Source organism: Sphingomonas yabuuchiae (assembly GCF_001477495.1).
In the GTDB taxonomy this organism is placed as follows: domain Bacteria; phylum Pseudomonadota; class Alphaproteobacteria; order Sphingomonadales; family Sphingomonadaceae; genus Sphingomonas; species Sphingomonas yabuuchiae_A.
Window position 1 is genome coordinate 1 of the sequence record NZ_LDTF01000029.1, and the last position, 14,693, is coordinate 14,693.

Below are 14,693 nucleotides of genomic sequence, written 5' to 3' on the forward strand. Positions count from 1 at the left end.
TGTCATGCACCGATCACACTCACATCCTACACTAGCCTCTTCGTCGGCCGCGTCAGCTGTGTATACGAGACATCCTGGAAGTCCTGCCCCCCGAGCGCCGCCACGGCCAGCCCGGACAGTGCCGCGATGGCGGCCGACCCGCCGCGCGCCGCCCCCTGTTCGTCGCGCAACCCCGCCAGCGTCTCGCCCAGCCCCAGCCCCAGCGCTCCGGCAATGGCGATCAGCAGGCCGAAAGCCGGAAAGCCGGACAGGATCACTACCAGTCCAAGCAGCCCCAGCCCGGCCCCTACCCCGCCAGCGACATGGGCGGGCACCGACCGCTCGACCAGGCGCGGCAGCGCGAGGCGCGCAATGGGGGCCAGGATGTAGCGATCGAACCAGCTCCGCCGTCCCGACACCAGCCGCGCGACGACCGCCCGCCCTCGCGCGTCCAGCGCCTCAGCACGGTGGACGATGCCATGACCCGCCTTTTCCGCATCGGCGGGCAGCAGGATATGCGTCGCCCGCGCTTGCGCCGCGAGACGCAACAACGTCGATTGCGGGTCATAGTCGCGAGGCAGGGCCGCCACTTCGGCCACCCGGCGCGGATCGAGCCGCGCGACGCCCGCCCAGGCCATCTGTCCGCCCACCCGCTCCAGCCCGGCTTCGGCCTCCGCCTCGGGCAGCACGATCAGCGCGTCATGCCCGGCGTCACGCAGGACCAGCGCGATCGTATCCTCGGTGGTGATCAGGCCATCGGCCAGCACGAGCAGCCGCGACAGGGGATGAAGTTTCTCCGACGCCTCCACCGCGCTGCGCACCGTATCGACCACCACGCCCCGCTGGGCGATGCGGGCGATCGCGCCGAGCAGTTCGGGGGTCAGGCGCGCGACGACGATGATGATCTGCGCGGCCCCCGCCGCGATCAGCAGGCGCGCCTGATATTCGATCAGGGTGACACCCGCAAACGGCAGGGTCGCCGTCAACCGCCCGGGGCGGTCGTCGGCATCGTCAATCGCAAAGAGAAGACCGGAAAGCATCGCGTGCTGTTAGGCGCTAGAGACGCGCCATGCCAGCCCCGACCCGGTCAAGGGTCAAAGGCGCGCGACCTGATCCCCGATCCGGTCGAGCAACTGCGGGTCCGGGCTTTCCAGGTCCGCCGCCTGCGCCGCCAGGGTCATCAGCGGCAGGGCGTTGACGCTGGCCGCCAGCCCTTTGAGCCGCAACGCCGCCTCGCGCCATTCCGCGGCGTCCTCGGCCATGTGCATGGCCTCCATCGCACGGGTCACGCCCTCGACAAAGGCGCGGCGCAATTCCTGGATCACGGCCGGTTCGTCACCTGCCACCGCCGCCAAAGTAGAATCGATCGTTCCGTGCTCGTAAGTCATTGCCCTCACTTAAACCCGAACGCGGCTCGCACGGAATAGCGCAATTCGCTTTCTGCCATCGGCAAACGTGATAAACCGGCCCATTGTGACACGGGGGCCCAGATGATCGTCGATATGCGCGCAGAGCGTCAGGACAGGTCGGACATGCCGAACGCAGAGGCGGATATGCAAGACCATAACGTCCAGCCCCCGGCCGGAAAAGTCTCGTCCGTCCCGCCGGCCGCCGAGTCCTCGCCCTTCGGCGTCTGGCTGGACGAAGACACCGCCCCGGTCGAGCGGCACGAGCCCTCACCCGCGCGTTGGCCGTTGATCGTGGCGATCCTGGTCTCGGTCCTGTGGGCGACGGCCATCCTGTCCTGGGGTATCTCGGCCAGCCCGATATTGTCCCCCGCGACACTGGCCCCGCTGGGTACGCTCGCGCTGGCCGGTCCGATGCTGATCGCGGTCCTGTGGCTGGTCGGCCAGCGCAGCAGCCGCGCCGAGCAACGCCGCTTCGCGCTGACCGCGCGGGACATGCGCGAGGAAGCGGCGGCGTTGGAGCGCGCGGTCGGCGCGATCGGTCAGGCGCTGTCCGCCAATCGCTTCGAATTGTCGGCCCAGGCGATCGCCCTGTCCGAAATGGCGCAGGCGGCCGAGACGCGCTTCAGGACGATCGCCCGTGATTTGACCGACGATATCCAGATGGTCGAGGCGCATGGCCGCACGCTGGCCGATATCGCCGTGACCAGCCAGTCGAGCATGACCCAGCTGCTCGAAGCCCTGCCCCGCGCGGCAGAGGAGATCGGCCAGGCATCCGACCGGATGGCGGAGGCGGCGCGCTCGGCGCACATCCATGCGGTGGAGCTGGACGCCCAATTCGTCGCGCTCGGTCGGCGCGGGCAGGATGCGGACACCATCGCCAGCGGCGCGGCGCTTCGCCTGGCCACGCACATCGAACAGATGGAGGAAACCAGCCGCGTCGCCGGGGTGCATCTGGAAACCGTCACCGGCAACCTGGCCAATACGATCGACGCGCTGCTCGACCGGACGGCCCAGGCCATCGACCAGTCCCGCCTGGGCATCACCGCGCAGGGCGAGGAGATGCTGGCAATGGTCGCGTCGAACCAGGCGGCGCTCGACCGGGCTGCGCGGGACAGTGCCGATGCGCTGGCCGAACGCCTGACCACGGTGGACGGCGCCATCGCCCGCCTGACCGCCGAGCTCGAGGCCCAGCGGATGGCGGGCGAGACCATGATCGACACGCTCGACACCGAATTGGAGCGGGTCGAGACACGCATCGCGGTACTCCACGCCCAAGGCACCGAAAAGTCGCAGATGCTGGCCGCCTCGATCAGTGCCCTGGGGGGCTCGGCCGATGCGATGACCGACGCGCTGGAGGCGGGTGAGACCATGGCGAACCGCGTCATCGGCACGACCGAGACGCTGCTGATCGCGCTCGATGCCGCCGCGCGCGAGATCGACGAGACGCTGCCCGAGGCGCTCGGGCGGCTCGACCAGCGAATGCATGCCAGCCATGAGGTCGTCGTCGAGACCAAGCCCGAACTGCTCGCTTTGGTCGCTGCGGCCGAGAGCACGCATGAGGCGATCGAGGCGATTGCCGACGTCATTGCCGAGCAGCGCCAGACGCTGGAGACGCTGTCGGGCTCGCTGATCGAGACCCTGTCGACCGGGCGGGCCAAGGCGGATGCCCTGGGCATGATGGTCGAGGAAACGATCGAACGCTCGCACCAGTTCGCCGACGAGGCCGCACCCAAGCTGGTCGATGCGCTGCTCCGGGTCCGCGAAACCGCCGCCACGGCCGCCGAAAAGGCGCGCGAGACGCTGGCCGACGTCATTCCCCAAGCCGCCAGCGCGCTGGAAATCGCCAGTGCGGAGGCGATGCGGCGCGCGACTGGCGACACCGTCGAGCGGCAGGTTCACGCCATCGTCGATGCCACCCAGAATGCGGTCGAGGCCGCCACGCGCGCGACCGAGCGGCTGGCACGGCAGGCGGACATGATCGTCGAGAAGACGGCGATCGTCGAATCGCGGATCGAAGAGGCCCGGACCGAACGCGAGGAAGCCGATCGCGACAATTTCGCCCGCCGCGCTTCGCTGCTGGTCGAATCGCTCAACTCGGCGTCGATCGACATCGCCAAAATCTATGCCCCCGAAGTCACCGACAGCGCCTGGGCCGCCTATCTGAAGGGCGATCGTGGTGTCTTCACCCGGCGTGCGGTGCGCATCCTCGACTCCCATCAGGCGCGCGGCATCGCCGATTTGTATGACGAGGATCCCAAGTTCCGCGATCACGTGAACCGCTATATCCATGACTTCGAGGCGATGCTGCGTGGCGTGCTGGCGCAGCGTGACGGATCGCCGCTGGGCGTCACGCTGCTGTCGTCGGATATGGGCAAGCTCTATGTCGCGCTGGCCCAGGCCATCGAGCGGCTGCGATAATCGCCGGCCATCTGGCGCACCTCGCTCAGTGCGAATGGAGGGGCGGAGGTCGCGATCGATCCTTGCTCCAACCTTCGTTCCGCCTGAGCGAAGTCGAACGCCACGCCCCTCATCCGTTCAGGGCATAGACCCGCAACCGGTGCCCATCGGGGTCCAGCCCCACGAAGCTCCGCCCGAACGGGCGGTCCGTGGGCGGCATCAGCATCGTCACCCCCTTGGCGAGCCAATCCGCATGACATGCGTCCACGCCGTCATGGTCGCGACGAAACCCCAGTTCGATGACACCCGACGCACCTTGGGCTGGCGGATCGATCACGTCACGACGCCAAAGGCCCAGCGTCGTCCCGGAGTCGAGGGCGAACAGGGTAAAGGCCTCACCGGCGTCGACGGGGTCGCGTTGCAACACCCCGCGATAAAAGTCGGTGCTGACACGCATATCGGCGATATGCAGCAGGATGGTCGTCGTCGGGCAGGTCATGGCAAAGCTCCTTCGTTCGAGAGGAGGTCCGCCTATCCGACGGCTGCGTCAGTTTCCGTCAGCAGGAAGCGCTCCTGCGGAATGCCCGCCGCTTCGCGCCATTCGCGCAGCAAAACGGCGCGGCGACGCGGATAACGCTCCGGCATGGCGCGCGCAGTGACGATGCGGTCGATACGGAAGGTACGATAATCGCCGCGCAACTCGCACCAGCCGAGCAGCACATCGGCCCGGTCGAACAGCGCGATCGCGAAGGGCCAGATGGTCCGCTCCGACGCTTCACCCTGTGCGTCGCGGTAGACCAGCGACAGACGCCGCTCGCTCCGGATCGCCGCCCGTAGAGGTGCCGGATCGACCTCTCCCTCATAGGCTTCCGACCGCAGACCTATGAACAGCGCCGTGTCACGCATCGCCTCGGCCTGTTCGGGGGTCATCGCGCGCATGATCCGCGCGGCGGCACTGCGCGCCGCCTGGCCCATTGCCGGGTCCGCGCGCTCGGCAACCATGCGCGCTCCCAGAACCAGCGCCTCGACCTCCTCGACGGGGAAACTCATCGGCGGCAGCATGAAACCGGGCTTCAGGCGATAGCCCACCCCCGCCCCGCCCTCGACATCCGCGCCCATCGCCTGAAGCGTCGCGATATCGCGGTACAGCGTGCGAAGCGAAATGCCGAGTTGCTCGGCCAGATGCCGCCCGGATACGACGCCGCTCTGGCGGTGGAGCAGATGGAGCAGGTCGAACAGGCGGGACGCACGCGCCATGTCAGACGCCCCGGCTTACCCCGCTCCAGTCGAGCATGTCGGCCGTGATCCAGCCATAGACGTAATTTAGATAGAACAGCACGAACATCACCGTCGCCACGATCGTCGTGCGCAGAAAGAAGCGGCCGATTAGAAAGACATGCGGTGCGCTCTCGGCGGTGCCGGGAACATGCTCGCCCCCCGCCTCATGCGTGGTCCTGACCCCGAAGGGCAGGACCAGGAACACGGCGAGGAACCAGAACAGGACGTAGATCGCGAGGGCCGACGTCCAGTGCATGGCCTTATCCCTCGATCAGCAGGACATCGACGATCGGCTTCTTGCCGGTCCAGCGCGTCGCAACCTTGCGCACCGACAGGCGGATATCCTCGCGCAACTTGTCGGTATTGCGGCGCGGGCCATCGACCGCCTTTGCCGCAGCCGCCACCGCTTCGGCGATGAAGGCGTCACGCTCGTCCTCGACGGGCACGCCCTGGACGCGGATCTGCGGGCTGCCAACCAGCCGCCCCTTGGCGACCGCGACGCCGACCGAAATCTGGCCGTTGATCGCCAGCTTGCGCCGCTCGTTCATCGTCGAGCCGTCCGACGGCAGAATGACGTCGCCGTCCAGCACTAGGCGACCGACCGGCACATTTCCGATCTTGGTGGCGTTGCCCGGCAGCAGGCGGACCATGTCGCCGTCCGACTGGACGATGGTCGCGGGCACGCCCTGCGTCGTGGCGAAGCGGGCATGCTCCATCATGTGCCGCATCTCGCCGTGCACCGGCATCAGCGTGCGGGGGCGCAGCCACTTGTACATCTGCGCCAGTTCGGGCTGGCCGGGATGGCCCGAGACATGGACATGCGCCTGACGCTCGGTGACCATGCGGACGCCCTTCCCCGCCAGGATGTTCTGGATACGGCCGACCGCCGTCTCGTTGCCGGGAATCTGGCGCGCGGAGAAGATGACGGTATCGCCGGTGTCGAGCCGGATCGTGTGGCTACCCTCGGCGATGCGCGACAGCGCCGCGCGCGGCTCGCCCTGGCCGCCGGTCGCGACGATCAGCACGCGGTCCTTTGGCAGGCGCATCGCGGTTTCGGGATCGACCGTCTCCGGAAAGCCCTTGAAGTATCCACAGGCCTTGCCGACCTTCAAAATCCGGTCGAGGGAGCGGCCGGTGACGCACAGCTTGCGGCCCGTCTCTTTGGCGACCTCGCCCAGCGTCACCAGACGCGCGGCGTTGGAGGCGAAGGTGGTGACGACGACGCGCCCCTTCGCCTTGGCGACCGTCTCGGCGATACCGGGGCGGACGCTGGCTTCCGAGCCCGAGGCTTCGGTGTTGAAGGCGTTGGTGGAATCGCAGACCAGCACGTCGACGCCCATGTCGCCGATCGACGACAGTTGCGCCGGGCTGGCGGGCTTGCCGATGACGGGGGTCTGGTCGAGCTTCCAGTCGCCGGTGTGGAACACACGACCCACCGCCGTCTCGATCAGCAGCGCATTGGCTTCCGGGATCGAGTGCGACAGCGGCACGAAGGTGAAGTCGAACGGGCCGACCTCGAAGGTCTTGCCCGTCTCCATGACGCGCAGCTTGACGCGGTTGGCGCTACCCTCTTCCTCCAGCTTGCCGCGCACCAGCCCGGCGGTGAACGCCGTGGCATAGATGGGCACGCCGAGGTCCTCGGCCAAATAGGGCAGCGCGCCGATATGGTCCTCGTGACCATGGGTCAGCACGATGCCGACCAGGTCGTCCAGCCGGTCCTCAATAAAGCTCAGGTCGGGCAGGATCACATCGATGCCCGGATAGGCCGGATCGGCAAAGGTGATGCCGCAATCGACCATCACCCACTTACCTTCGGTGCCGTACAGGTTCACGTTCATGCCGATTTCGCCCGAGCCACCGAGCGCGCAGAACAGCAATTCTTTCTTGGGAGTCATTCACGTCCTGACGATGGAACCCCCGCCCCGCTGCAAGCGAGGTCCAGGGGCATTAGGTTTTGCGCCGGTCAGGGCGCGGTCATTCTCTTGCGGATACGGGCGCCCAGCGGGTCTTCGCGGGCTGTCCGATCCGAAACTTCAAGCCGCAATATGGGCGCGTTCCCACAGGATCGCCAGCCCCTGAATGGTCAAGTCGGGCTCGATATGATCGAAAACATCCGTATGTGGGCTCAGAAGCGCCGCCAGTCCGCCGGTCGCGAGCACCTTTACCGGCCGCCCGACCTCGGCCTTCAGCCGCGCGACGAGTCCCTCAATCATCGCCACATAGCCCCAGAAGATGCCGATATGCATCTGGTCGACCGTATTGCGGCCGATCACGCTGCGGCTTTCCGGCGCCTCGATGGCGATACGCGGCAGCTTGGCGGCCGCCGTCACCAGCGCGTCGAGCGACAGGTTGATGCCGGGCGCGATGATCCCGCCCTTGTACGCGCCCTGATAGTCGCTGATGTCGAAGGTCGTCGCCGTGCCGAAATCGATGGTGATCAGGTCGCCGGGATGAAGTTCGTGGGCGGCGATCGTGTTGACCGCGCGGTCCGCGCCCAGCGAGGCGGGTTCGTCGACATCGATGGCGATGCCCCACTCCACCGGCGCACGGCCCGCGATCAGCGGCTCGACCTTGAAATATTTCTGCGCCAGCACCTGAAGATTGTGCAGCGCGCGCGGCACGACCGTGGCGATGATGACGCCGGTCACATCCTCGCGCGCATAGCCTTCGAGCGCGAGCAATTGGCTGAGCCACACTGCATATTCGTCGCCCGTCCGGCGGGGATCGGTCGCAATGCGCCAGCGCCCTTTGATCGTCCGCCCTTCGAGCAGCGCGAAGACCACGTTCGTGTTCCCGGCATCGATCGCAAGCAGCATGAAAGTCCCTCAGACCAGGAAGATATCGGCGGCATGGATGACATGCGCCGAGCCATCCGCCAAGCCGAGCCGCAATGCGCCGTCGCTCGCCAGCCCGTGAAACGTGCCGGTCAGCACCTGCCCATCGGGCAGCCTGGCGGTGAGCGACGTACCGTGTGGATGCGCCCTCGCCTCCCAGCGCGCGATGATCGCGGGCAGGCCTTGTTCGCGCCAGATCGCAACCCAGCGCGTCATGGCATCGGCGAGCAGCGCCTGCATCGCCTCGGGCGTGACAGCGACGCCATGATCGCCGAGCGCGGTCGTGGCGCGATCGGAAAGGTCCGGGGCCGACGCCAGGTTGATCCCCATGCCGATGACGATCGCATCGCCCGTACGCTCCAGTAGAATGCCCGACAGCTTGGCCCCGTCGATCAACAGATCGTTGGGCCATTTCAGCGCCAGTCGCGCGCCGATATCGGGAAGGCAGGTCCGCAGCGCGTCCTCGATCGCCACGGCGGCAACCAGCGCCAGGGTGGCGGCCATGGGATCGCCGGGCCGCAATCGCACCAGCGTCGAACCATAGAAATTGCCCGAAGGCGAGGACCAGTCCCGCCCCTGGCGTCCGCGCCCCGCCGTCTGGCGGTCGGCGCGGAGCCAAAGGCCGTCTTCGCCACCCGCCTCGGCAAGCTGGCGAAGATCGGCATTGGTCGATCCCGTCTCCGGGACGTGTAGCAATCGGCTCAGAACAGCGCCCGAGCAGCCGCCAGCGACCAGGCGCCCAGCAGCGGGATTGCCAGATAGCCGACCGGCGAGACGAACAGCGCCGACAGGGCGATTAGGCCGCTCTCGACCGGCTCGATCTCGGCATTGGCCCAGGCACCGGCGGGCTCATCGAAGAACATCGTCTTGATGATGCGCAGGTAGTAATAGGCACCGATCACCGAGGCGACGACACCGATCACCGCCAGTGGGAACAGGCCCGCCGCGACCGCCGCATTGAACACCGCGAACTTGGCATAGAAGCCGAGCAGCGGCGGAATGCCCGCCACCGAGAACATGAAGAACGCCATCGCCCAGGCCAGCGCCGGACGCGTGCGCGACAGACCCGACAGGCTGGCGATCGACTCCAACGGATTGCCGTTCTCGTCCCGCATGCGGATGACGATCAGGAACGCACCCAGCGTCATGATGACGTAGATGGTCAGATAGGTCAGCACCGCCGCGACACCCTGCGCCGTACCCGCCGCCAGACCGATCAGCGCGAAGCCGACATTGTTGATCGACGAGTAAGCCAGCAGACGCTTGATGTTGGTCTGCCCGATCGCGGCCACGGCGCCCAGGATGATCGACGCCAGCGCGGCGAAGGTGACGATCTGCTGCCACTGCTGTGCGGCCGAGCCCATCGCCTCGACGGCGACACGAACCGCCAGCGCCATCGCCGCGACCTTGGGGGCCGAGGCGAAGAAGGCCGTCACCGGGGTCGGCGCCCCTTCATAGACGTCCGGGGTCCACATGTGGAACGGCACCGCCGACATCTTGAACGCCAGCCCGGCGAAGACGAACACCAGGCCGAACGTCAGGCCCAGCGAGCGCGTGCCAGCGGCGGCATCACGACCATAGGCCAGAGCGATCTGGGCGAAGTCGGTCGATCCCGAGAAGCCGTAAACCAGCGAGATGCCGTAAAGCAGAATGCCCGAGGCGAGCGCGCCGAGGACGAAATACTTCAGGCCCGCTTCGGCCGATCGACCGTCGCGACGCATGAAGCTCGCCAGCACATAGGCCGAAAGGCTCTGCAGTTCGAGACCGACATACAGCGTCAGCAGGTCACCCGCCGACACCATCATGCCCATGCCGACCGACGACAGCAGCATCAGGATGGGATATTCGGGACGCAGATCCTCACCCGGCGAGCGGGCGAAGAAGCGCGGCGCCATGATGATCGCCACCGCGGTCGCCAGATAGATCAGCACCTTGGCGAAACCGGCAAAGGCGTCGGCGCGGTACAGACCGCCAAAGGCGAGCCCGCCCGTGGTCGACGGACCGGCCAGAGCGACCATCGCCCCCGCCAGCACGAACACCGCCGCGATCGAAATGCCGCGCGTGGCGTTCGTCCCACCCCAGGCGGCGACGAGCATCAGCGCGATCGCGCCGAGGGTCAGCACCAGCTCGGGCAGGACCATCAAAAGGTTCAACGAATAGCTCATCAGTGCGCCTCCCCGTGCGCAGCTTGGTGCTCAGGGGCATGGGTGGTGGCGAGCGCGGGGTTACCGGCGGTCGGACGGCTGTCCGAACCGGGATTCGCCCGGTCGATCCGTTGCAGCAGAACCTGCACATCCTTGCGCATCGGCGCCAGGAAGCTTTCCGGATAGACACCCATCCACAGCGTCACCGCCGCGATCGGAGCGAGCAGCCACAGCTCACGGCTCGACAGGTCGGGCATCGCCGCCACCTCGTCCGACTTGATCTCGCCATAAGCGACACGCCGGTAGAGATAGAGCATATAGGCCGCACCCAGGATGATGCCGGTGGTGCAGAGCAGCGCCGTCCAGGTCGACACCTGATAGGTGCCCATCAGCGACAGGAACTCGGCGACGAAGCCGCTGGTACCCGGCAGACCGATCGACGCCATGGTGAAGAACAGGAACAGCACGGCATATTTCGGCATGTTGATCGACAGGCCGCCGTAACGCGCGATCTCGCGGGTATGCAGCCGGTCGTAGATGACGCCGACGCACAGGAAGAGCGCGCCCGACACCAGACCGTGGCTGAGCATCATGATCATTGCGCCTTCGATGCCCTGCTGGTTGAAGGCATAAAGGCCGATGGTCACGATCGCCATGTGTGCGACCGACGAATAGGCAATCAGCTTCTTCATGTCGGACTGCACCAGCGCGACCAACGAGGCATAGATCACCGCCACCGCCGAGAGCGCGAAGATCAGCCAAGTCAGCTGCCCGCTCGCCTCCGGGAACATCGGCAGCAGGAAGCGCAGGAAGCCATAGCCGCCAAGCTTCAGCAGCACGCCCGCCAGGATGACCGAACCCGCCGTCGGTGCCTGCACGTGCGCGTCGGGAAGCCAGGTGTGGACCGGCCACATCGGCATCTTGACCGCGAACGAGGCGAAGAAGGCGATCCACAACCAGGTCTGGACCGAGGCCGGGAAGTCATAGGCGAGAAGCGCCGGGATCGAGGTCGTACCCGCCGTGCGCGCCATATAGAGCATCGCGACGAACATAAGCAGCGAGCCGAGCAGCGTGTACAGGAAGAACTTGTACGACGCGTAGATGCGGTTCGCCCCGCCCCAGATACCGATGATCAGATACATCGGGATGAGGCCAGCCTCGAAGAAGACGTAGAAGAGGAACAGGTCTTGCGCCGCGAAGGTGCCGATCATCAGCACTTCGGTGAACAGGAACAGGCCCATATATTCCGGGACCCGCTTGTCGATCGCGCGCCAGCTGGCGCCGATGCAGATCGGCATCAGGAACACGCTGAGCATGATCAGCAGCAGCGCGAAACCGTCGATGCCGAGCGACCAGCCGAACGGGCCGAAGATGCCGGGGGCATGTTCGACGAACTGCCACTGGGCGCCGCCCACATCGAACTGCGTCCAAAGCACGATGCCCAGGGCGAAGTCGATCAGCGTGGCGGCGAGCGCCAGCAGGCGTGCCCCCTGCGCGGAGAGGAAAAGGCAGGCGATCGCGGCAACAGCCGGGACCGCCAGCATGACGGAGAGGATTGGGAAGCCCTGCATCACGCGATCAACCCAAAATGGCCCAGGTGACGGCCGCGGTCAGGCCGATCAACATGACGAAGGCATAGCTGTAGAGGTATCCCGTCTGGAAGCGCGCCGCACCCTTGCTGCCGAGCTGGACGAGCCAGGCGACACCATTGGGGCCGAAGCGGTCGATCGTCTTCTCGTCGCCACGGTGCCACAGCAACCGGCCGATCGCGAAGGCGGGGCGCACGAAGAGGAAATGGTAGATCTCGTCGAAATACCATTTGTTGAGGAGGAAGCGGTACAGGATGCGGAACTGGTCCGCGAACTTGGCCGGGAACTCCGGGGCGCGGATATAGGTCAGATACGCGGTCAGCAGACCGAGCAGCATCACCACCGTCGCCGACAGCTTCACCCACACCGGCACGCCATGCATCGAGTGCATCAGGTGCTCGTTGAAGGCGATCGCCCCCTTCCAATAGCTCTCGCCCGCTTCCGGCTCGATGAACCAGCCATGGAAGACGAAGCCCGCCGCGATCGCACCGATCGACAGGACGATCAGCGGGATAAGCATGACCAGCGGGCTCTCATGCGGATGATAGCCACCGGTGCCTTCCGGCACGTCGGTGTGACCAGCGCCATGCGTATGGGGCTCGCGACCGGCATCTTCCGAATGCGCGTCGTTATGATGCGCATCGTGAGCGTGGCCGTGCGCGTGATCGTCATGGCCGTGGCCGTGCGCGTCATGGATCGCGTGCTGGATATGCTCCGACCCGGTCCAGCGCGGCTTGCCCCAGAAGGTCAGGAACATCAGACGCCACGAATAGAAGCTGGTCAGCAGCGCGGCGATCACGCCAGCCCAGAAGGCGAAGCCCGAACCACCCGCATAGGCGACCTCGATGATCGCGTCCTTCGAGTGGAAGCCCGCGAAGCCGAACGCCATCGGATTGCCGAACAGAGCCGGGATACCGACGCCGGTGATCGCCAGCGTACCCATCATCATCGCCCAGAAGGTGAGCGGGATGTGGCGACGCAGACCGCCATAATAGCGCATGTCCTGCTCATGGTGCATCGCATGGATGACCGAGCCCGCACCCAGGAACAGCAGCGCTTTGAAGAAGGCGTGCGTGAACAGGTGGAACATCGCCGCACCATAGGCGCCGACGCCGGCGGCGAAGAACATGTAGCCGAGCTGCGAACAGGTCGAATAGGCGATGACGCGCTTGATGTCGGTCTGCACCGTGCCGACGGTCGCGGCAAAGAAGCAGGTGCAGGCCCCGATCACGGTGATGACACCGAGCGCGGTCGGCGAGGTTTCGAACATCGGCGACAGGCGGCACACCATGAACACGCCCGCGGTGACCATCGTCGCCGCGTGGATCAGCGCCGACACCGGGGTCGGGCCTTCCATCGCGTCCGGCAACCAGGTGTGGAGGCCAAGCTGCGCCGACTTGCCCATCGCGCCGACGAACAGCAGCAGGCAAAGCACGGTCATTGTGTCGAACCGATAGCCCAGGAAGCCAATGGTCGAGCCCGCCATGCCGGGGGCCGCCGCCAGGATCGCCGGGATCGAGACGGTCCCGAACACCAGGAAGGTGCCGAAGATGCCCAGCATGAAACCGAGGTCGCCAACGCGGTTGACGACGAACGCCTTGATCGCGGCCGCATTGGCCGAGGGCTTACGGAACCAGAAGCCGATCAGCAGGTAGGACGCGAGACCCACGCCTTCCCAGCCGAAGAACATCTGGACCAGATTGTCCGCCGTCACGAGCATCAGCATCGCGAAGGTGAAGAGGCAGAGATAGGCGAAGAAGCGCGGCTGATCCGGCTCCTCGCTCATATAGCCCCAGCTATAGAGGTGAACGAGCGCCGAGACGCTGGTGATGACCACCAGCATGATCGCGGTCAGCGAGTCGACGCGCAACGCCCAGTCGACCGACATGGTGCCACTGGTGATCCAGTGGAGCACCGGCGTGACGGTGGCGACATTGGCACCCGACAAATAGCCGATGAAGATCGGCCATGAGAGGGCACAGGAAATGAACAGCGCGCCGGTCGTGACGACCTTGGCGGGCACGTTCCCGATGGCCTTGTTGCCGAACCCCGCAATGGCGGCGGCCAGCAACGGCAGGAAGACGATAGCGAGGATCAACCCGATTACCCCTTCATCCGGTTGACGTCGTCGACCGCGATGGTGCCGCGGCCACGGAAATAGATGACCAGGATCGCCAGACCGATCGCCGATTCACCGGCGGCCACGGTCAGCACGAACATGGCGAAGACCTGCCCCACCAGATCCTGAAGCGCGGCCGAGAAGGCGACGAGGTTCAGGTTCACGGCGAGCAGGATGAGCTCGATCGCCATGAGGATGACGATCAGGTTCTTCCGGTTGAGGAAGATACCCAGCACCCCCATGGTGAACAGGATCGCTGCAACGACCAGATAATGGACGAGACCGATCGTCACAGTTCCACCCCCTGCCCGATGGGCTGATTGATGTTGCGGATCGCCTCATGCGGCTGACGCGCATTCTGCTTGGCGATGTTCTGCGGACGGACGCCGCCCCGCTTGCGATGGGTGAGCACGATCGCGCCGATCATCGCGACGAGCAGGACAAGGCCCGCGCCTTCGAAGATGAACAGATAGCGCGTGTACAGCAGGTTGCCGATCGCCTGGATGTTGGACACCTCCGGCGCGATCGGGGCCGCACGGGCCGCCAACTGCACGCCACCGACGCTCCAGGCCTGGAAGGCGATGATGACCTCGGCCAGCAGGGCGACGGCGAGTGCCAGGCCCAGCGGCAGATAGCGCGCAAAGCCCGCCCGCATCGCCGCGACCTCGATATCGAGCATCATGACGACGAAGAGGAACAAGACCGCGACCGCGCCCACATAGACGATGACGAGCAGCATCGCGATGAACTCGGCCCCGCACAGCACCATGAGGCCCGCGGCGTTAAAGAACGCCAGGATCAGCCACATGACCGAGTGCACCGGATTGCGCGACGCGATCGTGAGCCCTGCGGACACGATCACCACGGTCGCGAAAATATAGAAGGCGATAGCCTGTATCACTGCCTGTCAGGCCCCTTTTCTGTCCGCCCCGAACCGTTGGTCG

14 protein-coding genes are annotated in these 14,693 nt (G+C 66.1%); 1 reads left to right on the plus strand and 13 read right to left on the minus strand.

Annotated elements, in window-relative coordinates:
- Window positions 1-26 precede the first annotated feature (26 nt).
- Both NS355_RS07100 and NS355_RS07105 read right to left on the minus strand, forming a co-directional pair.
- Complete coding sequence (locus tag NS355_RS07100; protein WP_209445033.1) at window positions 27-1,019, minus strand: hypothetical protein; 993 nt, start codon at window positions 1,017-1,019, stop codon at window positions 27-29.
- 54 nt (window positions 1,020-1,073) lie between these two features.
- On the minus strand, window positions 1,074-1,367 hold the full coding sequence (locus tag NS355_RS07105) for a hypothetical protein (RefSeq protein WP_058745073.1): 294 nt from the start codon (window positions 1,365-1,367) through the stop codon (window positions 1,074-1,076).
- Between the two features lie 102 nt (window positions 1,368-1,469).
- Between NS355_RS07105 and NS355_RS07110 the strand changes: the two genes are divergently transcribed.
- Window positions 1,470-3,806 (plus strand): hypothetical protein, encoded by a 2,337-nt coding sequence (locus tag NS355_RS07110; protein ID WP_244489586.1) that lies wholly within the window; start codon window positions 1,470-1,472, stop codon window positions 3,804-3,806.
- Window positions 3,807-3,915: 109 nt separating this feature from the next.
- Here NS355_RS07110 and NS355_RS07115 read toward each other — a convergent pair whose 3' ends face one another.
- The 11 genes from NS355_RS07115 to NS355_RS07165 all read right to left on the minus strand — a co-directional run bounded on the left by NS355_RS07115 (window position 3,916) and on the right by NS355_RS07165 (window position 14,650).
- Window positions 3,916-4,284 (minus strand): VOC family protein, encoded by a 369-nt coding sequence (locus NS355_RS07115; protein ID WP_058745074.1) that lies wholly within the window; start codon window positions 4,282-4,284, stop codon window positions 3,916-3,918.
- A gap of 32 nt (window positions 4,285-4,316) precedes the next feature.
- Window positions 4,317-5,042 carry a helix-turn-helix transcriptional regulator gene (locus NS355_RS07120; protein ID WP_058745075.1) on the minus strand — a complete coding sequence of 242 codons (726 nt, stop codon included), beginning with the start codon at window positions 5,040-5,042 and terminating at the stop codon, window positions 4,317-4,319.
- A 1-nt stretch (window position 5,043) separates the two neighbouring features.
- Entirely contained in the window at window positions 5,044-5,319 is a 276-nt protein-coding gene (locus NS355_RS07125) for a DUF1467 family protein (RefSeq protein WP_058745076.1), read from the minus strand.
- 4 nt (window positions 5,320-5,323) lie between these two features.
- The gene (locus NS355_RS07130; protein WP_058745077.1) at window positions 5,324-6,958 is read right to left on the minus strand and encodes a ribonuclease J; all 1,635 of its coding nucleotides are present in this window, start codon (window positions 6,956-6,958) and stop codon (window positions 5,324-5,326) included.
- Window positions 6,959-7,096: 138 nt separating this feature from the next.
- Window positions 7,097-7,879: a type III pantothenate kinase gene (locus tag NS355_RS07135; RefSeq protein ID WP_058745078.1), complete on the minus strand. Its 783-nt coding sequence runs from the start codon at window positions 7,877-7,879 to the stop codon at window positions 7,097-7,099.
- Between the two features lie 9 nt (window positions 7,880-7,888).
- The gene (locus tag NS355_RS07140) at window positions 7,889-8,593 is read right to left on the minus strand and encodes a biotin--[acetyl-CoA-carboxylase] ligase (RefSeq protein ID WP_058745079.1); all 705 of its coding nucleotides are present in this window, start codon (window positions 8,591-8,593) and stop codon (window positions 7,889-7,891) included.
- A 5-nt stretch (window positions 8,594-8,598) separates the two neighbouring features.
- A complete protein-coding gene (gene nuoN / locus NS355_RS07145; protein ID WP_058745080.1) occupies window positions 8,599-10,062 on the minus strand; it encodes an NADH-quinone oxidoreductase subunit NuoN in 1,464 nt (487 codons plus the stop codon).
- Window positions 10,062-11,612, minus strand: a complete 1,551-nt coding sequence (locus tag NS355_RS07150) for an NADH-quinone oxidoreductase subunit M (RefSeq protein WP_058745081.1) — start codon at window positions 11,610-11,612, stop codon at window positions 10,062-10,064. The genes nuoN and NS355_RS07150 overlap by 1 nt, the downstream gene beginning before the upstream one ends.
- 7 nt (window positions 11,613-11,619) lie before the next feature.
- Complete coding sequence (gene nuoL / locus NS355_RS07155; protein ID WP_153008102.1) at window positions 11,620-13,734, minus strand: NADH-quinone oxidoreductase subunit L; 2,115 nt, start codon at window positions 13,732-13,734, stop codon at window positions 11,620-11,622.
- A complete protein-coding gene (gene nuoK, locus NS355_RS07160) occupies window positions 13,734-14,042 on the minus strand; it encodes an NADH-quinone oxidoreductase subunit NuoK (RefSeq protein WP_007404079.1) in 309 nt (102 codons plus the stop codon). Before nuoK ends, nuoL begins: the two co-directional genes overlap by 1 nt.
- Complete coding sequence (locus NS355_RS07165) at window positions 14,039-14,650, minus strand: NADH-quinone oxidoreductase subunit J (RefSeq protein WP_007404217.1); 612 nt, start codon at window positions 14,648-14,650, stop codon at window positions 14,039-14,041. The genes nuoK and NS355_RS07165 overlap by 4 nt, the downstream gene beginning before the upstream one ends.
- Window positions 14,651-14,693: the final 43 nt, after the last annotated feature.